Genomic DNA, 19,824 nt, shown 5'->3' on the forward strand with positions numbered 1-19,824 from the left:
CTTGCCTTCGGTCGGTCGGACGGGGCGGTCAGGCGGCGAGGAACTCGGCCGCGACGGGGGCGAACTTCTCGTGGAACTGGAAGATGCCGCCGTGCCCGGAGTCCGGGTAGATGATCAGCGTGGAGTCCTTGATGCGGCGGTGCAGGTCCTCGGACAGGACGGAGGGCACCATCCGGTCGTGGTCGCCGTTGGCGATCAGGGTGGGCTGGGTGAACGTCGAGAGGTCGGACGGCGCCGAGCGCCCGTACTTCTGGATCGCCTTGAGCTGCGCACGGAACCCCTTCTGCGAGATGTCCTTGTCGCGGTCGATCGTGCGCTCCTTGAGGCGGTTGACGAACGCGCGAGCGGCGGGCTTCCCGGTGGCGTTCCGGTTGAAGAACAGGAACTCCTTCGGGTCCTTCCGGGTCAGGATCGAGCGCAGGATGTCGTAGTAGGTGACGGCGACGACCTTGTCCATGTCCTTGCCGCCCCGGGGTCCGGTGCCGGTCAGGACGAGCTTGCGGACCAGCTCGGGGTGCTTGACCACCAGGTCCTGGGCGATCATCCCGCCCATGGAGAAGGAGAAGACGTCGATCGTGTCGAAGCCGAGAGCCTTGATGAACGTGTAGGCGTCGTCGGCCATCGCCTCGATGCTGTCCGGGACGTCGCCGGTCGAGGCCCCGACGCCTCGGTTGTCGAAAGTGATGACGTGGCGGTTCTGTGCGATGGCGTCGACGATCCGGGGGTCCCAGTTGTCCAGGGTCGCGGCGAGGTGAACGAAGAAGACGACGGGGATGCCGCCCTTGGGGCCGAGCTCCCGGTAGGCGTAGGTGACTCCGCCGGCGTCGATCGTGCGGGTCGGGGCCAGTGCGTAGGACGTGATGACGTTCGGTGTGTCGTTGGTGCTCATGAGGTTCTCCTGCTTTCCAGTGTTGCGATGGGGGCGGCTTCGGATGCCGCAACTGAGTACACTCAATTATGAGCACGCTCATAAAAATTGTCAAGGGGAGACCGCATGGAGCGCCCAGGGCCGATCTCCGCACTCAGAACAGGGCGGGCCGAGAACTCAGGTCGACGGGTGCGACGGCATCCCCGCGTCGCCCGGCGCGCACCCTCCGAATGGAGACATCACCGAGCTCGAGAGAGAGCTGTCAGGAGTCGCGTACCCCGATGCCGAGCAGGCGTTCGCACTCGGCGATCAGTCGCTCCCGCAGCGGAGCGGCGCGCTCGGCGAAGCCGCGCTGGGCGGCGGCGTACTCCTGCTTCCCGGCGGCGGTCTCGATGCGGATCGGGTCGAGACCGAGCTCCGCGAGGTCGTACGGAGCGGCCTTCATGTCCATCGTGCGGATCTCCCAGGCGAGCTCGAAGCAGTCGGCGACGAGGTCGGAGGAGATCAGTGGCGAGAGCCGGAATGCGTGCTTGTAGAGGTCCATGTTGCCGTGCAGGCACCCCGGCTGCTCGAAGGCCGCCCGGTCGTCCGATCGCGGGGAGAGGGTGTTGAGCGGCGCCGCCGGGGGAGTGAAGAAGCGGTACGCATCGAAGTGGCTGCACGCGATGCGGTGGGACTCCACCACGCGGTCGGTCCCAGCAGCACCCAACCGCAAGGGCCAGTCGGCGTGGCGTACCTGTTCCGGGGTCAACCGGTAGACCATCGCCCACTCGTGGAGCCCGAAGCAGCCGAAGTTCGCGTCGCGCCCGGCGGTGGCTCGAAGCAGCTTCAGGAGGGTCTCGATGAGCAGGCGCTTGTCGGCGAGGAAGTCGGAGGAGACCGTGCCGTTCGAATAGCCGCGCAGATCCGCGTACTCCGCGGCGTCCGACAGGGTCACCCCGAACCCCGGGTGCCAGCGCAGCAGCTGAGCGGGCCGGTAGGAGTAGTAGGTGAACAGGAAGTCGTTGACCGGGTGCTTGACCCGGGCGCCGCGGCGGGCGAGATGGGGCTCGACGTAAGGGGCCAGGCGCGCGCGGTGAGCGGCCGCGCGAGCGGTCCACTCCGAACGCGACAGCACCTCCACGACGTACAAGGGTAGGTAATGCCAAGATACGGAAGTGAATCCCGGTCGCACCTGCGGATAGGCTCAGCGTGTGCGCATCGCCAGATTCACGACCAAGGGTGGCGAGCCCCAGTTCGGCGTCGTCATGGGGGACCTAGACGGCTACGGCCAGCTCAGCGAGGACGCGACCGTGGTCGCGCTCCAGGGCGACCCGCTGTTCTCGGGTGTCAACATCACCGACCAGGTCCACAAGTTCGAAGACGTCAAGCTGCTCGCGCCGGTGATCCCGCGCAGCAAGGTGGTCGCGGTCGCCCGCAACTACGCCAAGCATGCCGAGGAGCTGGGCAACGAGGTCCCGGCCGAGCCGCTCTTCTTCATCAAGCCCAACACCGCGGTCTGCGGCCCCGACGACGCGATCCAGCGCCCTGCGGGGGTCGAGGACCTGCACTACGAGGGCGAGCTCGCGATCGTGATCGGCCGGATCTGCCGCGACGTCCCCGAGGAGAAGGTGAAGGACGTCATCTACGGGATGACGGTCGCCAACGACGTCACCGCGCGCGACGTCCAGCGCCGGCTCAAGCACTTCTCCCAGGCGAAGGGCTACGACACCTTCTGCCCGCTCGGTCCCTGGATCGAGACCGACGTCGAGCCGGAGCAGCTCGCTGCCGGCGTACGCATCCAGACATTCCTCAACGGTGACGTCGTCCAGGACGGGTCCACGAAGGACCTCGTCCACGACATCCCCAAGCTGATCGCCCACATCAGCAGCGTCATGACGCTGCTGCCGGGCGATGTGATCCTCACCGGCACCCCCGAGGGTGTCGGTCCCATGGAGCCCGGCGACGAGATCGAGATCTTCGTCGAGGGGCTCGGAGCTCTGACCAACAAGGTGGCACAGCGTTGACTGACAGCGGGTTGAACAACACTCTCGAGCCGAAGGACTACCGGGTCCGGATGGCGCCCTCGCCGACCGGCTCGCCCCACGTCGGCCTGGTCCGTACCGCCCTGTTCAACTGGGCCTTCGCGCGCCACCACGGCGGCACCTTCGTCTTCCGCATCGAAGACACCGACAAGGCGCGCAACACGCAGGAGTCCTACGACGGGCTCATCGACCTGATGCGCTGGCTCGGCCTCGACTGGGACGAGGGCGTCGAGGTCGGCGGGCCCTACGGCCCCTACCGTCAGTCGGAGCGCTCGGAGATCTACGCCGACGCGCTCGGCCGGCTGCGCGCCTCCTCCTACGTCTACGAGTGCTACTGCACCGGCGAGGAGACCACCGCCCGCTACGAGCAGCGCCTCGCCGCCTACAAGGCCGCGAAGGCCGAGGGCATCAAGGGCGAGGCGCCCGCCCAGGGTTACGACAACCACTGCCGTGACCTGAGCGAGGACCAGATCAAGGCGTACGAGGCGGAGGGCCGTTCCTCGGTCCCGCGCTTCCGCATGCCCGACGGCTCGATCACCTTCAACGACCTCGTCCGCGGTGAGGTGACCTTCGAGACCAAGCACGTCCCCGACTACGCGCTCGCGCGCGCCAACGGCGACCCGCTCTACACGCTCACCGCGCCCGTGGACGACGCCACCATGAACATCACCCACGTCTTCCGCGGCGAGGACCTGCTCTCCTCGACCCCTCGGCAGATCGCGCTCTTCGACGCGTTCGTCGAGATCGGCCTGGCCGACCGGGCGCCGGCCTACGGGCACCTGCCGTACGTCATGGGCCAGGGCAACAAGAAGCTCTCCAAGCGCGACCCGGAGGCGCACGCGCTGAAGTACCGTGAGGAGGGGTTCCTGCCCGAGGGGCTGCTCAACTACGTGGCGCTGCTCGGCTGGGCGATCGCGGCCGACCGCGACATCTTCACCATGGAGGAGATGGTCGAGGCCTTCGAGATCCACGACGTGGTCAAGAACCCGGCCCGCTTCGACATCAAGAAGGCCGAGGCGATCAACGCTTCCCACATGCGGCTGCTGCCGGTCGAGGAGATCACCCACCGGGTGATTCCCTACCTCAAGGCCGACGGTGTCGTGTCGGACCCGATCTCGGATCCCGACGCGCAGATGCTGGAGCAGGCGATGCCACTGGTCGCCGAGCGGATCAACAAGCTCGGCGAGGCCTCCGACATGCTGCGGTTCCTCTTCGTGCCCGAGGCCGACTTCGCGCTCGACAAGGAGGACGCCGCCAAGCTTCTCGACGAGGAGGGCGTGGGTGTCGTCAAGGCTTCCTACGACGCGCTGGCCGGTCTCTCCACATGGTCGACGGCCGAGATCCAGGACGCGCTGACCGCGGCCCTGATCGACGGCCTCGGGCTCAAGCCGCGCAAGGCGTACGGCCCGGTGCGGGTCTCGGTGACCGGCAAGCGGATCAGCCCGCCACTGTTCGAATCCATGGAGCTGCTGGGCCGGGAGCGTACGCTGGGCCGCCTGAAGGCGGTTCTCGGGAAGTAGGGGTCTGACGGTGAATTATGAGCACCCCCTGCGCCGCCATGGCACGCACTCGGCTGCGTTGCCCCGCCTCGACGTACCCCGGTATGCCTTCGGCGGGGCGCCTGGCCGAGTACGCACCCTGACGACGCAGAGTGCACACCTAATTCACCGGCAGACCCCAGGTCGGACAGGATGAGTACGGTCGTGGAGCCGCCCTCGGGACTGGAGTACTACCAGGTGCAGCGCAGCGGGCGCAGCGGCTGGGGGCGGCCCCTGGTCGGACTCATCCTCATCGGACTGTGTGTCTTCTTCGTCTCGCCGGCGGTGGTGCTGGTCGGGTTCGAGCTCTTCTTCATGCTCACCGGCAACGATGTCGCCGGCGGGATGGCTGCGGTCGCCGACGTGGAGAACGTCACCCCGGAGTCGCTGGCGTTCCTGCTGCTCTCGCTGGCCGGGGCGATCCCGGCGGCGATGCTGCTGTGCTGGGCTCTGCACGGCCTGCGGCCGGGGTGGCTGGCCTCGGTCGAGCGCCGGATCCGCTGGCCGTGGCTGCTGCAGTGCCTCGGGATTGCCGCGGTCACGATGGTGGTCACCATCGTCATCGCCTCCCGGCTGCCGATCCCGGGTGACGACCTCGGGCCGAGCACGCTCAACCCCTACACGAGCACGATGCGCGACTTCGTGCTCGTGATCGTGCTGCTCACCCCGCTGCAGGCGGCGGGGGAGGAGTATCTCTTCCGCGGCTACATCTTCCAGACCTTCGGATCCTTGTTCGGAGGGATGGCCTGGGCGCGGACCGTCTCGGTGACGATCACCGCGCTGCTGTTCGCCTTCGCCCACGGCTCCCAGGACCTGCCGCTGTTCCTGGACCGGTTCGCCTTCGGGATCGTCGCGGGCATCTGCGTGATCGCCACCGGCGGCATCGAGGCCGGCATCGCGATGCACGTCCTCAACAACTTCGTCAGCCTCGGCATGGCGGTGGCCTTCGGCGACATCTCGACGGTGCTCAACACCTCCGAGGGATCGTGGTGGCGGATCCCGGTCACCCTGGTCCAGTCGGGCGTCTTCCTCGCCCTGACCGTGTGGGCCGCCCGATCGGCGGGTCTCTCGACCACGACGAAGAGCGTTTAGGGCGTGCCGATTTCGTCGCCGGGGGACCTCGCCGGTAATGTTTCCTCTCGGTTCGAGGGAGAAATCCTGAGGGCCGGGTCGTTCTTCTGGAGCTAAGTCCAGCAAGGCGATGGGCTATGGTGTAATTGGCAACACGACTGGTTCTGGTCCAGTTATTCTAGGTTCGAGTCCTAGTAGCCCAGCGGATCCTCTCCGGAGGATTTGGGAGTCACCGAAGCGGTTCGCTAAGGTTTCACCCGCTGCAAGCCCCCGTCGTCTAGCGGCCTAGGACGTCGCCCTCTCACGGCGGTAACGCCGGTTCAAATCCGGTCGGGGGTACAACGCAGGAAGAGCCCGAGTCTGTGACTCGGGCTCTTCGTCATTTCCGGCAACGGGCGCTGATATGGCCGGTGCGAAGGGGTGGTGCCGATGTGGGGGATCGGCAGGTCGTCCGGTAATGTTTCTCCTGCCCGCGAGGCCGAAAGGTCATCGCGGGAGGTGCAAGCCCCCGTCGTCTAGCGGCCTAGGACGTCGCCCTCTCACGGCGGTAACGCCGGTTCAAATCCGGTCGGGGGTACAAGTACCGAAGCGGTCCTTCTCAGCCAGCGCTGGGAGGGGCCGCTTTCGCGTTGTGGGCTCGCTCGCGGTCGGTCTCGGTGCCGACCGGGTCGTCCACCACCAGGGGCAGGTCGCCGTCGGGGGCCTGGGTGTGATGGTCGTTGGTGTAGAAGCGGACCTCGTGGCCGTCGGGGTCATGCGTGCCTGGCAGGATCCAGCCGATGGTGGCGAAGTGGATGCCCGCGTTCTCCTCGCCGAGCGCGGCGAGCCGCTCGGCCAGGACCTCGAGATCCGCCTTGTTCCGCACCCCGATCGAGAAGTAGTCGAAGCCACTGGCCCGCTCGGCGAGTTCCGGGTTGAGGACGAACCCGATCATCGGCCCACCGTTGGGGTGGCGCATGGTGATGCCTGTCGTGCGACCGGCTTTCGTGAACTCGATCAGCGAGACGTAGCCGAGCCGGGATTCGTACCACGCGCGCGAGCGCTCCAGGTCGCTGACCGGCAGCTTCACGTGGTGCACCCCGTCCAGGGCGGGAGCGTCGGTGGAGATCATGAAACGCCTCTCTTTCGATGCAGTCACACTGCAATCATGCAGTTATACTGCATCTTGTGGACACCTCAGTCAAGGGACTCCGTGCCGCGAAGGTTGCCGAGACCCAGGAGCGCATCCTCGACGCCGCACGAGCGCTGTTCGTCCGCGACGGCTACCACGCGACGACGCTGACGGCGGTCGCCGAGCGGGCCAAGGTCGGGCACCGGACCGTCTACGTCCGGTTCGGCACGAAGGCGGCACTGCTGCGCGGCGTCGTCGACGTGGCGGTCGGGGGAGACGCCGAGCGGCGGACCGTCGGTGAGCGGGAGTGGTTCCAGGTGGCCCTGACCGGCCAGGCGCTTGTGGACCGGGTCGACGCGCTCGTCGGAGGCACCGCCGACCTGATGGCGCGAGCCGGCGACCTCTTCGAGGTCGTCCTGCAGGCGCAGGCGTCGGAACCGGAGCTGGCCGAAGCCTTCCAGGCGGGCCGCGCCGACACCCGTGAGCTGCTTCGACGGTTCGTCCGCACTGCCCGGGCTGACGGCCTGCTCGCGGAGGTGTCCGACCCGGTGTGGCAGGAGGAGACGGTGGCCCTGGCCGGGCAGGCGGAGACCTACCTGCTGTTGCGGCGTACGACGGGGTGGGGGGACGGCGAGTATCGGGACTGGCTGCGGCGCACCTTGGTGGAGGTGCTCGCTCCCGCCTGATCCTCTGTCGTAGATCTCGACCCGCTTCGCGGCTTCGCAGGCTCAGCCGCTGCGCTCGCTCGATCTCTTCGCGTTCGGCCGGCGCAAGCGCCGTCCGAGGCTCAGAGGTCCAGCTGCATCCAGGCGACGTCGTGCCAGGCGTCGAGCTTCCAGCCGATGCGGCGGTAGACGCCGACATCGGTGAACCCGAAGGAACGGTGGAGGCCGATGCTCGCCTCGTTGGGGAGCGCGATCCCGGCCAGTGCTCGGCGGTAGCCGCGCTCGCGGAGGAGCGGGAGGAGGGCGGCGTACAGGGCCTTGCCGGCGCCGCTGCGGCGGCGGCCGGTCTCCAGGTAGATCGACACGTCGCACGCCCACTGGTAGGCGGCGCGGGTGCGGTGGCTGGTGGCGTACGCGTAGCCGATCACCCGGTCGTCGGCCTCCAGGACGAGCCAGGCGTGCTCGGCTTGGGCTGCCTTGATGCGGGCGGCCATCTCCTCAGTGGGCGGCGGCTCGGTCTCGAAGGAGATGACGGTGTCGCGGACGTACGGTTCGTAGATCGCAGCGCAGGCCGCGGCATCGTCGGGCGTCGCGTCGCGGATGGTCCAGGAGGGCATGTCTCCTATAGTAGTCACATGGCTGACGATAGTGACACGTTTGGTGATGCTCTGGCGTCCAACATCAGGTCGGCGCGGGAGTCGGCCGGGATGACCGTCGCGGCTCTCGCGGAGGCCTCCGGAGTCTCGCGGGCGATGATCTCCAAGATCGAGCGGGGCGAGGCGCAGCCGACGGCGGTGCTGCTCGCCCGCCTCTCCGGTGCTCTGGAGCTGACCCTGTCCGAGCTGATCGCGCGGGTCGAGGGGGACGCCGTGCGCGTGGCCAGGCGCGCCGATCAGCCCGAGTGGAAGGACCCCGAGACCGGTTACGTACGCCGCGCCGTCTCCCCGCCCGCGCGCGGGATCCTGGAGCTGGTCGAGGTGGAGTTCCCGCCCGGGGCGTCGGTGGCCGCGCCGGCGTCGGCGTACGCCTTCAAGGAGCAGCAGATCTGGGTGCTCTCGGGGCACCTGCGGTTCGTCGAGGGCGACCTCGTCCACGAGCTCGACGCGGGCGACTGCCTGCAGCTGGGGCCGCCGGCCGACTGCGTCTTCGTCAACCCGACCGACGAGCCGTGCCGCTACCTGGTCGTGCTCGGCAAGCGGCGCGGGTGAGTCAGGCGTCCAGCATCGGGATGTTGAGACCGCGCTCGCGAGCGACCTCGCGCGCGTGCTCGTAACCGGCGTCGACGTGGCGCATGACACCGGTGCCGGGGTCGTTGGTCAGGACGCGCTCGATCTTCTCCGCGGCCAGAGGAGTGCCGTCGGCGACGCAGACCTGGCCGGCGTGGATGGAGCGGCCGATGCCGACGCCGCCACCGTGATGGATGGAGACCCATGACGCGCCGGAGGCGGTGTTGAGGAGCGCGTTGAGAAGCGGCCAGTCGGCGATCGCGTCGGACCCGTCCAGCATCGCCTCGGTCTCGCGGTAGGGCGAGGCCACCGAGCCGGAGTCGAGGTGGTCGCGGCCGATCACGACCGGCGCCGAGAGCTCCCCGGACGCGACCATCTCGTTGAACTTCAGCCCGGCGAGGTGACGCTCCTTGTAGCCCAGCCAGCAGATCCGCGCCGGCAGGCCCTCGAAGTGCACCTTCTCGCCGGCCTGGGTGATCCAGCGCTTGAGGCCCTCGTTGTCGGGGAAGAGCTCCACGATCGCCCGGTCGGTCCTGGCGATGTCCTCGGGGTCGCCCGAGAGCGCCACCCAGCGGAACGGGCCGAGACCTTCCTCGAAGAGCGGGCGGATGTAGGCCGGCACGAAGCCGGGGAAGGCGAAGGCGTTCGCGAAACCACCCAGCCGGGCTCCCTCGCGCAGCGAGTTGCCGTAGTCGAACACCTCGGCGCCACGCTCCATGAAGCCGACCATCGCCTCGACGTGCTTGGCCATCGAGGCCTGCGCCTTCTCGGTGAAGTCGTCGGGGTCCTCCTCGGCTCGCGAGGCCCACTCCTCGACGCCGTATTCCAGCGGGAGGTAGGAGAGCGGGTCGTGGGCCGAGGTCTGGTCGGTGACGATGTCGACGTCGACGCCCCGCGCCAGGATCTCGGGGAAGACCGCGGCACAGTTGCCGACGAGGCCGATGGAGCGCGGCGTACGAGCCTGCTTGGCCTCCTCTGCCTGGGCCAGCGCGTCCTCGAGGGAGGTGGCGACGGTGTCCAGGTAGCCGTGGTCGACCCGGCGCTGGAGACGGGTGGCGTCGACGTCGACGACGATCACGACGCCCTCGTTGAGGGTCACCGCGAGCGGCTGGGCGCCGCCCATGCCGCCGCAGCCACCGGTCAGCGTCAGCGTCCCGGCCAGGGTGCCCCCGAACCTCTTGCGCGCGATGGCGGCGAAGCACTCGTAGGTGCCCTGGAGGATGCCCTGGGTGCCGATGTAGATCCACGAGCCGGCGGTCATCTGGCCGTACATGGTCAGGCCGAGCGACTCCAGCCGCCGGAACTCCGGCCAGGTCGCCCAGTCGCCGACGAGGTTGGAGTTGGCGATCAGGACCCGGGGTGCCCACTCATGGGTGCGGAAGACACCGACGGGCTTGCCGGACTGCACCAGCAGGGTCTCGTCGGCCTCGAGCTCGTCGAGGGTGCGGACGATGGCGTCGTACGCCTCCCAGGAGCGTGCGGCGCGGCCGGTGCCGCCGTAGACGACCAGGTCGTCGGGGCGCTCGGCCACCTCGGGGTCGAGGTTGTTCATCAGCATGCGCTTGGCGGCCTCGGTCTGCCAGGTCTTGGCGGTGATCTCGGGGCCGCGCGCTGCGCGGACGGTGCGTGGTTCGCTCATGTGGTCCATCTCACCTCATCGAAGGATCGGGCGTCAGCCCGCCCCGGCGAAATGTTTGTGCCGGGGCGGACCGTCGATGCATCTTCCCGTGTCGACGGGAATCTGTCGCGAGATCTTCAGACTCGGGGTCTGCGTCGGTCAGCGGATGTCGACGAGCTCGCGCGCCCTGCCCAGGAGCGCGCCGGTGGCGACGAGCTCCACGACGGCCTTGATGTCGGGAGCCAGGAAGCGGTCGGGACCGGGGGCCGGGACCAGCGTGCGGATCTCCTCGACCAGGGCAGCGCCGACGGCGCCGGGGCGCTCGGGGGCGCGCATGTCGATGGCGCGGGCGGCGGTGAGGATCTCGATGGCGACGACCTGCCGCGCCCCGGAGATCGCTCGGCGGAGCTTGCGGGCCGCGTTCCAGCCCATCGAGACGTGGTCCTCCTGCATCGCGGAGGTGGGGATGGAGTCGACGCTCGCCGGCACGGCGAGACGCTTGAGGTCGGAGACGATCCCGGCCTGCGTGTACTGCGCGATCATGTGGCCCGAGTCGACGCCGGGGTCGTGGGCGAGGAACGGCGGCAGCCCGTGGTTGCGGGCCTTGTCGAGGAACCGGTCGGTGCGGCGCTCCGAGATCGAGGCGAGGTCGGCGGTGGCGATGGCCAGGAAGTCGAGTACGTAGCCGATCGGTGCCCCGTGGAAGTTGCCGTTGGACTCGACCCGGCCGTCAAGGGTGATCACCGGGTTGTCGACGGCGCTGGCGAGCTCGACCTCGGCGACCCGCGCGGCGTGGGCCATCGTGTCGCGCACCGCGCCGTGGACCTGGGGTGCGCAGCGCAGCGAGTAGGCGTCCTGGACCCGGGTGAAGCCGGTGCCGCGGTGGTCGGCGACGATGCCGCTGCCCGCGAGGACGGCGCGGATGTTGGCGGCCGAGGTCGCCTGGCCGGCGTGCGGGCGCAGCGCCTGGAGGTCCTCGGCGAAGACGCTGTCGGTGCCCTGGAGCCCCTCGATGCTGAGCGCTCCGGCGATGTCGGCGGTGGCCACCAGGTCGTCCAGGTCGGCGAGCGCGAGGACCAGCATGGCCAGCATCCCGTCGGTGCCGTTGATCAGCGCCAGACCCTCCTTCTCGCGCAGCGCGACCGGGGTGATCCCGGCGGCCGCCAGCGCGTCGGCCGCGGGCACCAGGTCGCCGTCGGCGTTGCGTACGTCGCCCTCGCCCATCGCGGCGAGCGCGCAGTGGGCCAGCGGGGCCAGGTCACCGGAGCAGCCGAGCGAGCCGTACTCGCCGATCACCGGTGTGATCTGGGCGTTCAGGAGCGCGGCGTAGGTCTGGGCGACCTCGGGGCGCACCCCGGTCCGCCCCGTGGCGAGGGTCGAGAGGCGCAGCAGCATGAGGCCGCGTACGACCTCCTTCTCGATCTCCGCGCCGGAGGAGGCCGCGTGCGAGCGGACCAGCGAGGCCTGCAGCTGAGCCCGGTGCTCGGGCGGGATCGAGGTGTTGGCGAGCGCCCCGAAACCGGTGGAGATCCCGTAGTGGGGCCGGGCGTCGTGGGCGAGGTCCTCGATGAGCGCGCGGCTGGTGGCCATCGCGGTCAGCGACTCGTCGGTGAGGGTGATGGGGGCGTTGTGACGGGCGACGGCGACGACCTGGTCGAAGGTGAGGGCGCCGACCCCGACGGGAACCGTGGTGTTGGTCATGGGGTGAGTGGATCACATCACATTCGGGCGGGCGAGCACAGGCCGTTGTCTGCGGCGTCCTTCTCCTGCTCCTCGGGGGTCACGGACTCGGCCGGGACCTCGTCCGGTGTGGCGCTGACCTCGGGATTTCCGGGGGTGGCGGAGGTGGTGGGTGAGGTCGTCGGCGTGGGTGCGGAGGTCGGGTCGTGGAGCGGGCGGTCCTCGAGCATCCGCTGCCACAGCTCGTCGGCCTTCGGGAGGATCTCGAGGCGGCCCCAGTTGGGATCGCCTTCGGGGAAGGCCCTGTTGGGGACGGTCTCGAACTCGATGCTTCCCGGGTCGAGGTCGCGCATCTCGCCGGCCAGGGCGGCCAGCCCGGCGACCGAGCCGACATCGGTGGTGAGCGAGCGGGAGAGCTCGGTGGCGAACGTGGCCAGCCGGCGTGGGCGGGTCAGGGTGCCGGCGGAGAGGACCTTGGTGGCGAGGGCGGTGAGGAAGTACTGCTGTCGTCGCATCCGACCCAGGTCGGCGTTGGGGGTGGAGGAGCGGTTGCGGACGTAGTCGAGGGCCTGCTTCCCGCGCAGGTTGTGGGTGCCGGCGGGCAGGAAGATGTGGTGCTCCTCGTCGTCGATCGCCTCCGGGATGCAGATCGTGACGCCGCCGACGGCGTCGACCATGCCGCGGAACCCGGCGAAGTCGAGGGCGAGATAGTGGTCGATCGCGATCCCGGTGAGCAGCTCGGTCTGACGAACGGTGCAGGTCGGGCCGCCCAGCGAGTAGGCCTGGTTCCACATCACGCCGCTCGCCTCGGGGATCGTGGTGCCGTCGGGCGCGGTGCACTCGGGCCTGTCGACGAGCGCGTCTCGGGGGATCGAGACGCCGTAGGCCGAGGTCCGGTCGGCGGAGACGTGGAGCAGGATCGTGCTGTCGGAGCCGCCGGAGCCACCCTCGCCGTCGATCGAGCAGCCGTCGCAGTCACGCGCGTCGGTGCCGAGGATCAAGATGTCGAGCGGCTGCTTGGGGCCCTCGTCCTCGGTCTCCGGCTCGTCGACGAGATGGTGGATGTCACCGCCCGAGCCGAGGTTGCGGTTGAGGTGGTCGTAGAACACCCAGGTGCCGATCCCGGTGCCGACCGCCAGCAACAACATCGTGATCACGACGGTGAGCACGACCGTACGCGTGCCCGACCTGGCTTCGGTCCTCATCGCCCTCCCTCGCCCGACTGCGTACGCAGCCCACACAGGTTCTACGCGCCAGTGAGCCGAGAGGTTGCTGCTTCAGGTAACGGCATTGTGAAACCATGAGGAAGGCACTGTCCGAAAACCGCGCGTAATTTCGTTCCTGACACGGCAACATGGAGGACATGGATGGGACGACGAGCCTGAACGGACTCGACTTCGAGTCGTGCTACCGCGCTGTTCGTTCGCGCGACCGGCGCTTCGACGGGATCTTCTACACCGCGGTGGCCTCGACCGGGATCTACTGCCGTCCTTCGTGCCCGGCCCGCACCCCAGCCCTGATCAATGTCTCCTTCCACCGCACCGCGGCCGCGGCCCAGGCGGCCGGCTACCGGGCTTGCAAGCGCTGCCGTCCCGACGCCACCCCGGGCAGCCCCGAGTGGGACGTGGCCGCGACCCTGGCCGGGCGGGCGATGCGGCTGATCGCCGACGGTGTCGTCGACCGCGAAGGCGTCGAGGGGCTGGCCCGACGGGTCGGCTACTCGCCGCGCCACCTGACCCGGCTGCTGACCACCGAGCTCGGCGCCGGCCCCCTGGCCCTGGCGCGCGCCCGGCGCGCGCAGACCGCCCGGACGCTGGTCGAGACCACCGAGCTCGGCTTCGCCGACATCGCCTTCGCGGCGGGTTTCTCGAGCGTACGTCAGTTCAACGACACCGTTCGCGAGGTCTATGCGGCCTCGCCGACCGAGCTCCGCGGACGCCGCGGCTCGCGGCGCCGGGCCGACGGGACGATCGCGCTGCGGCTCGCTGTCCGTACGCCGTTCGCCGGCCGTGCCCTGTACGCCTTCCTGCGTGACCATCTGGTGCCCGGCGTCGAGGTGGCCGGGATCGACGACGGGCGACGGTGGTTCGCCCGGACGCTCGACCTGCCCAACGGGCCGGGCACGCTGCGCCTCGAGCTCGCCGACATCCCCGAGGGTGAGACCGGCTTCGTGCACGCGACCTTCAAGCTCGCCGACCTGCGTGACACCACCGCGGCCGTCGAGCGCGCCCGCCGGCTGCTCGACGCCGACTGCGACCCGCGTGCGGTCGGCGACGTCTTCGCCGGCGACCCGGTGATCGGCCCGCTGGCCCGGGTGCTGCCCGGGTTGCGGGTGCCCGGCACCGTCGACGGGGGCGAGCTGGCGCTGCGTACGATCGTGGGGCAGCAGGTCTCCGTCGCCGGCGCGCGCACCGTCCTGGCGGGGATCGTCGCCGAGCACGGCCACCCGGTCGCGACCGACATCCCGGGCCTCACCCACCTCTTCCCCTCCGCGGACACGCTCGCCGCCGCCGACCCGGCCGGCATGCCCATGCCGCGCTCGCGTGGCCGGGCGGTCACCGGACTGGCCGCGGCGCTCGCCTCCGGCGAGCTCCAGCTCGACCGCGGCACCGACCGCGACGTCGTGCACGAGCAGCTGCTCGGCCTGCCCGGCGTCGGCCCCTGGACCGCCGACTACGTCGCGCTGCGGGCTCTCGGCCATCCCGATGTCTTCCTGCCGACCGATGTCGGCATCAAACGAGCGCTGGAAGTGCTCGGTGCGCCCGCGGCGGATGTCGCCGCCTGGCGGCCGTGGCGCTCGTACGCCCTGCTCTACCTGTGGACTTCACTGACTGCCTTGGAGGAACTCTGATGTGGACCATCATCGACTCGCCCGTCGGCGAGCTCCGGCTGGTCGCGCACGACGGCGCGATCACCGCGATCGACTTCATGCCGGCCGACTATGCCAAGGGCCGGGTGCTCGGGGACCGGTCCGACTCGGATCCGCTGTTGCTGGAATGTGCCCGGCAGCTCGCCGAGTACTTCAAGGGTGACCGGACGAGCTTCGACCTCCCGCTGGCGCCCTCGGGCACCGCGTTCCAGACGCGCGTGTGGGAGCAGCTGCAGCAGATCGAGTACGGCACGACCGCCTCCTACGGCCAGATCGCCGGCCGCCTCTCGCTGACCGGCCACGGTGCCCGTGCCGTCGGCCTCGCCAACGGCAAGAACCCCATCCCGATCGTCATCCCGTGTCACCGCGTCGTCGGCGCCGACGGTTCCCTGACCGGCTACGCCGGTGGCCTGGACCGCAAGACGACGCTGCTGGGCCTGGAAAGCGGTGCGCTCTTCTGATGGAGAGACTGCAGAGGTGGCGTACGCCGCTGGTGGCTGCCGTGCTCGTGGCTGGTCTCGCCGGGTGCGGTGCGGAAGCGCCGGCCGAGCCCGCGGCGCCCGGGACCGGTGTGACCGGCGCGACCGGGGCGAGCCGGAGCGGGGGAGAGCGAGAGCTGTTGCTCAACGGCGAGGTGACGTGTGACCAGGACGTGTCGAGCGAGGAGGCGAAGAACACCATCGAACGAGTCGGTGGGCTCCAGCAGCCGACCTGGTCGGTGCGGTTCGCCGAGAGCACCGCGGCCGGGGTCGTCGTGCTGGTCGCCGGGGATCTCGAGGATGCCGAGCCGCGGCTCTTCGACGACTATCACGTGGCCGTGATCGTCGGGTTGTCCGAGGATCAGACGCGCGCGGAGGACTTCAAGGCCGTGCGCGAGGCGGTTCGGGAGATCTGCGGCTGAATGCTCACCGAGCTACCTCGGTGAGCATCCCGGAGCTGCTACTCCGCAGCCGCCCGCCGCAGCGACTCGGAAAGCCGGTCGGCGGCGGCGAGGACGGCGGGCGCGTGCATCTTCCCGGGCTGGCGGGTGAGGCGCTCGAGGGGGCCGGAGACGGAGACGGCGGCGATGACCTTGCCGCCGGGGGAGCGGACGGGGGCGGAGACCGACGCGACGCCGGCCTCACGCTCGCCGATCGACTGCGCCCAACCGCGCCGGCGGATGCCGGAGAGGGCGGCCGCGGAGAAGGCGGCGTTCTGCAGGCCGCGGTGGAGGCGCTCGGGGTCCTCCCAGGCAATCAGTATTTGAGCGGCCGACCCGGCGCGCATCGTCAGCTGTGAGCCGACGGGGATCGTGTCGCGCAGCCCGGAGGGACGCTCGGCGGCCGCGACGCAGACGCGGAAGTCGCCCTGGCGCCGCCACAGCTGGGCCGACTCGCCGGTGATGTCGCGCAGGCGCGCCAGGACGGGCCCGGCGGTCGCCAGCAGCCGGTCCTCGCCGGCGGCGGCGGAGAGCTCGGCCAGGCGCGGTCCGAGGACGAAGCGTCCCTGCATGTCGCGGGCGACCAGACGGTGGTGCTCGAGGGCGACTGCCAGACGGTGTGCCGTCGGACGGGCGAGACCCGTGCCTGCCACCAGGCCCGCCAGGGTCGCCGGGCCGGATTCGAGAGCTGTGAGCACAAGGGCGGCCTTGTCAAGCACGCCCACACCGCTGGAACTGTCCATATCGCAAGACTAACTTCTCATAACCTGAGATGCAACGTTACGCTCGGAGAAGCAGACTGGAAGTGGCGGATCTGACATTGCGACTCAGCGCGCGAAACCCGCCACCGGCCACTACAGACCAAAGATGCCAGATGGAGAAGTGTCATGGGCAGGACCTTGTCGGAGAAGGTGTGGGACGAGCATGTCGTCCGGTCGACCGCGGGAGAGCCTGATCTCCTTTACATCGACCTTCACCTCATCCACGAGGTGACGAGTCCGCAGGCCTTCGAGGGCCTGCGCCTGTCCAACCGGAAGGTTCGTCGTCCCGACCTCACCATCGCCACCGAGGACCACAACGTCCCGACCCTCGACTGGGACAAGCCGATCGCCGACCCGGTGAGCCGCACCCAGGTCGAGACGCTGCGCAAGAACGCCGAGGAGTTCGGCGTACGTCTCCACCCGCTCGGCGACGCAGAGCAGGGGATCGTGCACGTGGTCGGCCCGCAGCTGGGGCTCACCCAGCCCGGCATGACGATCGTGTGCGGTGACTCCCACACGAGCACGCACGGTGCGTTCGGCGCGATCGCGTTCGGTATCGGCACCTCCGAGGTCGAGCACGTCCTCGCGACCCAGACGCTGATGCAGGACAAGCCGAAGACCATGGCTGTCACGGTCAACGGCACCCTGCCCGAGGGCGTCAGCGCCAAGGACCTGATCCTCACCCTGATCTCCAAGACCGGCACCGGCGGTGGCCAGGGCTACATCGTCGAGTATCGCGGCGAGGCCATCCGGGAGCTCTCCATGGAGGCTCGGATGACGATCTGCAACATGTCGATCGAGTGGGGCGCCAAGGCCGGCATGATCGCTCCCGACGAGACCACCTTCGCCTACATCAAGGACAAGCCCGAGGCCCCCAAGGGTGCCGACTGGGACCAGGCCGTCGCGCACTGGAAGTCCCTGGTCACCGACGAGGACGCGACCTTCGACAAGGAGATCGTCCTCGACGCCGCCGAGGTCACCCCGTTCGTCACCTGGGGCACCAACCCGGGCCAGGGCGTCCCGCTGGGCGCCGCCGTCCCGAGCCCCGACGACTTCGAGGACGCCGACGAGAAGATCGCCGCCGAGAAGGCCCTGACCTACATGGGTCTCGAGGCCGGCACCCCGATGCGCGAGGTGCACATCGACACCGTCTTCCTCGGCTCCTGCACCAACGGGCGCATGGAGGACCTGCGTACGGCCGCCGACATCATCCAGGGCCACAAGGTCGCCGAGGGCACCCGATTCCTGGTCGTCCCGGGCTCGGCCAAGGTGCGTCTCCAGGCCGAGGAGGAGGGTCTGCACAAGATCTTCCTCGACGCCGGCGCCGAGTGGCGCGGCGCGGGCTGCTCGATGTGCCTGGGCATGAACCCCGACACCCTCGCCCCCGGCGAGCGTTCGGCCTCCACGTCCAACCGCAACTTCGAGGGTCGCCAGGGCAAGGGCGGTCGCACCCACCTGGTCTCGCCGGAGGTGGCCGCTGCCACCGCCGTACGCGGCACCCTCTCCTCGCCCGCCGACCTGACTCTCGTGGAGGCCTGAGAACCATGGACAAGTTCACCACCCACACCGGTGCCGGCGTGCCGCTGCGCCGCAGCAACGTCGACACCGACCAGATCATCCCCGCGGTCTACCTCAAGCGCGTGACCCGTACCGGTTTCGAGGACGGCCTCTTCGCCGCCTGGCGCAACGACCCGACGTTCGTCCTCAACAACGAGGCGTACGCCGGGGCCTCGGTCCTCGTCGCCGGCCCCGACTTCGGCACCGGCTCTTCGCGTGAGCACGCCGTCTGGGCGCTGATGGACTACGGCTTCCGCGTGGTCATCTCGAGCCGCTTCGGCGACATCTTCCGCGGCAACTCCGGCAAGGCCGGCCTGCTCGCGGCGAAGGTCGACGAGAAGGTCGTCCAGAAGCTGTGGGACTACCTCGACGACAACCCGGGCGCCCAGATCACCGTCGACCTGGAGTCGCGCACCGTACGCGCCGGCGAGGGCCCCGACGCCATCGAGGACTCCTTCGACATCGACGACTACACCCGCTGGCGCCTCCTCGAGGGCCTCGACGACATCGGCATCACGCTGTCCCACGAGGACGACATCGCGACGTACGAGGCGACCCGGCCCTCCTTCAAGCCGGTCACCCTGCACGCCTAGATCGAATCGTCAGTTGTGGGCGACGAGAGTGCACTCTCGTCGCCCACACCTGCGTTTTCGGCCGACGGAACTGACGTCTCGGCTGGCTAGGGGAGGCGGATCTGGCGGCCGTCGGCGTCGCGTTGGGAGCCGGTGATGCGGTCGCAGGAGCCGGTGTCGACCCAGCAGCGGAGATACCAGGAGTCGGTGGGGGCCGCGGTGTAGAGGACGACGCTGCGGTCGGACTCGAAACCGGCGACGTAGACCTTCTCGACGGAGTCGGGTACGCGCAGGTCGATGTGCTCGGAGGTGCTCATGTCGACCGCGATGCCGCGCTCCGCGCCGTAGTTGATCATGCCGGGGTCGCCGGGGTTGCGGGCGATGACGACGATCGAGCCGTCGGGGGAGTCGGCGACCGAGCCGGGCAACGGCGCGTGCACGCCGGGCTGGGTGAGGCTGCCATCGGCCTCGATGGCGGCGAAGCGGGCCTCCCACTCGTCGGGGTTGTGGAGGAGTACGCCGCGGCGCAGCGGGATCAGCTGCTGATAGCCGAGCGGTAGGGAGATCCGCTGCGTCGCGTGGCCGGGATCCCACGCCGTCACCGGCGGCCTGGAGACGGTCAGCTCGCCGTAGTTGCCGGGTGCGGCCGGAGGGGCCGGCACGATGCCGGTGCGGAAGTAGGCGCGGGTGCGGTCGGTACCGAGGATCGCCGTAGCGACCGGAGTGCCCTCGAGGTCGAGCCGATCGGTCTCCTCGCCGGTCGCGGCGTCCACCGCGACCAGGGCGGAGGTCTCGTCGCCGGTCTGCTGCAGGGCGAAGAGCTGGTTGCCGTCCTTGCTCAGGACCGGCTGGATCCACAGGCCGGGGACCTGGATGGTCTTCCCGCGTCGCGCGATCCACACCGGACCGGGCTTGTCGGCGCGCTCGTACATCAGCACCGTCCACCCCGCGACGCTCATCCGGGAGCCGAAGACCTTCTGCGGCTGCGCGCCGAGCTGGAGCCGCCCGGCCCGGTCGACGAACGGCAGGGTCGTCGCGGGACCGACGGGCAGATCAGCGTACGTCGCGGGGATGGCGGGCGCGCTGTTGCGGACCGTCGGTGCGGGCGGTGCGGGCGTCGGAACGTTGGCGCCGGTGCGGCCCTCGGCGAGTCGAGTCGTGTGGACGGCCAGCCAGGCCACGGAGGCGATCAGGGCGAGGACGATGCAGGCCGAGAAGAGGATCCCGGCGCGGCTGTGCCTCACCGTGGTCGGCTGCTCCTCGAGCACCACGGGCGGCTGTTTCTCGTCGATGTGCACGTCGGTGATGGTCGTACCTTCCTCGTCCTGTCACCCGTTGGCCTGTG

The 19,824-nt window shown here is 69.6% G+C and carries 19 protein-coding genes and 3 tRNA genes; 13 read left to right on the forward strand and 9 right to left on the reverse strand.

Annotation, left to right across the window (positions count from 1 at the left end):
• Positions 1–28: 28 nt before the first annotated feature.
• Both ACIA03_RS22620 and ACIA03_RS22625 read right to left on the reverse strand, forming a co-directional pair.
• On the reverse strand, positions 29–889 hold the full coding sequence (locus tag ACIA03_RS22620) for an alpha/beta fold hydrolase (RefSeq protein ID WP_396986710.1): 861 nt from the start codon (positions 887–889) through the stop codon (positions 29–31).
• 241 nt (positions 890–1,130) lie between these two features.
• Positions 1,131–2,000 (reverse strand): 3-methyladenine DNA glycosylase, encoded by an 870-nt coding sequence (locus tag ACIA03_RS22625; protein ID WP_396986712.1) that lies wholly within the window; start codon positions 1,998–2,000, stop codon positions 1,131–1,133.
• A 61-nt stretch (positions 2,001–2,061) separates the two neighbouring features.
• Between ACIA03_RS22625 and ACIA03_RS22630 the strand changes: the two genes are divergently transcribed.
• The 6 genes from ACIA03_RS22630 (at position 2,062) to ACIA03_RS22655 (ending at position 6,078) form a co-directional block, all read left to right on the forward strand.
• On the forward strand, positions 2,062–2,874 hold the full coding sequence (locus ACIA03_RS22630) for a fumarylacetoacetate hydrolase family protein (protein WP_396986714.1): 813 nt from the start codon (positions 2,062–2,064) through the stop codon (positions 2,872–2,874).
• 50 nt (positions 2,875–2,924) lie between these two features.
• The gene (gene gltX, locus ACIA03_RS22635; RefSeq protein ID WP_396987035.1) at positions 2,925–4,412 is read left to right on the forward strand and encodes a glutamate--tRNA ligase; all 1,488 of its coding nucleotides are present in this window, start codon (positions 2,925–2,927) and stop codon (positions 4,410–4,412) included.
• Between the two features lie 171 nt (positions 4,413–4,583).
• On the forward strand, positions 4,584–5,522 hold the full coding sequence (locus ACIA03_RS22640; RefSeq protein ID WP_396986716.1) for a lysostaphin resistance A-like protein: 939 nt from the start codon (positions 4,584–4,586) through the stop codon (positions 5,520–5,522).
• 110 nt (positions 5,523–5,632) lie between these two features.
• Positions 5,633–5,704: transfer RNA gene (locus ACIA03_RS22645), tRNA-Gln, on the forward strand.
• Positions 5,705–5,767: 63 nt separating this feature from the next.
• Positions 5,768–5,840: transfer RNA gene (locus ACIA03_RS22650), tRNA-Glu, on the forward strand.
• 165 nt (positions 5,841–6,005) lie between these two features.
• Positions 6,006–6,078 (forward strand) — tRNA-Glu (locus ACIA03_RS22655).
• 21 nt (positions 6,079–6,099) lie between these two features.
• Here ACIA03_RS22655 and ACIA03_RS22660 read toward each other — a convergent pair.
• The gene (locus tag ACIA03_RS22660) at positions 6,100–6,612 is read right to left on the reverse strand and encodes a VOC family protein (RefSeq protein WP_396986718.1); all 513 of its coding nucleotides are present in this window, start codon (positions 6,610–6,612) and stop codon (positions 6,100–6,102) included.
• 56 nt (positions 6,613–6,668) lie between these two features.
• On the opposite strand from ACIA03_RS22660, the gene ACIA03_RS22665 reads away from it, so the two are divergent.
• Positions 6,669–7,298: a TetR/AcrR family transcriptional regulator gene (locus tag ACIA03_RS22665; RefSeq protein ID WP_396986720.1), complete on the forward strand. Its 630-nt coding sequence runs from the start codon at positions 6,669–6,671 to the stop codon at positions 7,296–7,298.
• Between the two features lie 101 nt (positions 7,299–7,399).
• Here ACIA03_RS22665 and ACIA03_RS22670 read toward each other — a convergent pair whose 3' ends face one another.
• A complete protein-coding gene (locus ACIA03_RS22670; protein ID WP_396986722.1) occupies positions 7,400–7,894 on the reverse strand; it encodes an arsinothricin resistance N-acetyltransferase ArsN1 family B in 495 nt (164 codons plus the stop codon).
• An 18-nt stretch (positions 7,895–7,912) separates the two neighbouring features.
• Between ACIA03_RS22670 and ACIA03_RS22675 the strand changes: the two genes are divergently transcribed.
• Entirely contained in the window at positions 7,913–8,485 is a 573-nt protein-coding gene (locus tag ACIA03_RS22675) for a helix-turn-helix domain-containing protein (RefSeq protein ID WP_396986724.1), read from the forward strand.
• Between the two features lies 1 nt (position 8,486).
• Here the strand turns inward: ACIA03_RS22675 and hutU are convergent, their stop codons facing one another.
• The 3 genes from hutU to ACIA03_RS22690 form a co-directional block, all read right to left on the reverse strand.
• Positions 8,487–10,142, reverse strand: coding sequence for a urocanate hydratase (hutU, locus tag ACIA03_RS22680; protein ID WP_396986726.1), 1,656 nt, complete (start codon positions 10,140–10,142; stop codon positions 8,487–8,489).
• Positions 10,143–10,280: 138 nt separating this feature from the next.
• Positions 10,281–11,822 (reverse strand): histidine ammonia-lyase, encoded by a 1,542-nt coding sequence (gene hutH, locus ACIA03_RS22685; RefSeq protein WP_396986728.1) that lies wholly within the window; start codon positions 11,820–11,822, stop codon positions 10,281–10,283.
• 17 nt (positions 11,823–11,839) lie between these two features.
• A complete protein-coding gene (locus tag ACIA03_RS22690; RefSeq protein WP_396986730.1) occupies positions 11,840–13,006 on the reverse strand; it encodes an LCP family protein in 1,167 nt (388 codons plus the stop codon).
• A 158-nt stretch (positions 13,007–13,164) separates the two neighbouring features.
• On the opposite strand from ACIA03_RS22690, the gene ACIA03_RS22695 reads away from it, so the two are divergent.
• From ACIA03_RS22695 to ACIA03_RS22705, 3 genes are read left to right on the forward strand one after another with little or no spacing between them, the layout of a single operon-like run.
• Positions 13,165–14,652, forward strand: a complete 1,488-nt coding sequence (locus tag ACIA03_RS22695) for an Ada metal-binding domain-containing protein (RefSeq protein WP_396986732.1) — start codon at positions 13,165–13,167, stop codon at positions 14,650–14,652.
• The gene (locus ACIA03_RS22700; protein ID WP_396986734.1) at positions 14,652–15,131 is read left to right on the forward strand and encodes a methylated-DNA--[protein]-cysteine S-methyltransferase; all 480 of its coding nucleotides are present in this window, start codon (positions 14,652–14,654) and stop codon (positions 15,129–15,131) included. Before ACIA03_RS22695 ends, ACIA03_RS22700 begins: the two co-directional genes overlap by 1 nt.
• Entirely contained in the window at positions 15,131–15,571 is a 441-nt protein-coding gene (locus tag ACIA03_RS22705; RefSeq protein ID WP_396986736.1) for a hypothetical protein, read from the forward strand. Before ACIA03_RS22700 ends, ACIA03_RS22705 begins: the two co-directional genes overlap by 1 nt.
• A gap of 38 nt (positions 15,572–15,609) precedes the next feature.
• Here the strand turns inward: ACIA03_RS22705 and ACIA03_RS22710 are convergent, their stop codons facing one another.
• A complete protein-coding gene (locus ACIA03_RS22710; protein WP_008358359.1) occupies positions 15,610–16,332 on the reverse strand; it encodes an IclR family transcriptional regulator in 723 nt (240 codons plus the stop codon).
• A gap of 144 nt (positions 16,333–16,476) precedes the next feature.
• Here ACIA03_RS22710 and leuC point away from each other — a divergent pair, with 144 nt between their 5' ends.
• Positions 16,477–17,889, forward strand: a complete 1,413-nt coding sequence (gene leuC, locus ACIA03_RS22715) for a 3-isopropylmalate dehydratase large subunit (protein WP_396986739.1) — start codon at positions 16,477–16,479, stop codon at positions 17,887–17,889.
• Between the two features lie 5 nt (positions 17,890–17,894).
• On the forward strand, positions 17,895–18,500 hold the full coding sequence (leuD, locus tag ACIA03_RS22720; RefSeq protein WP_160024554.1) for a 3-isopropylmalate dehydratase small subunit: 606 nt from the start codon (positions 17,895–17,897) through the stop codon (positions 18,498–18,500).
• 86 nt (positions 18,501–18,586) lie between these two features.
• Here leuD and ACIA03_RS22725 read toward each other — a convergent pair whose 3' ends face one another.
• On the reverse strand, positions 18,587–19,777 hold the full coding sequence (locus ACIA03_RS22725; protein WP_396986741.1) for a hypothetical protein: 1,191 nt from the start codon (positions 19,775–19,777) through the stop codon (positions 18,587–18,589).
• Positions 19,778–19,824 lie beyond the last annotated feature (47 nt).

The organism is Nocardioides sp. NPDC051685, assembly GCF_044453405.1.
GTDB lineage: Bacteria > Actinomycetota > Actinomycetes > Propionibacteriales > Nocardioidaceae > Nocardioides.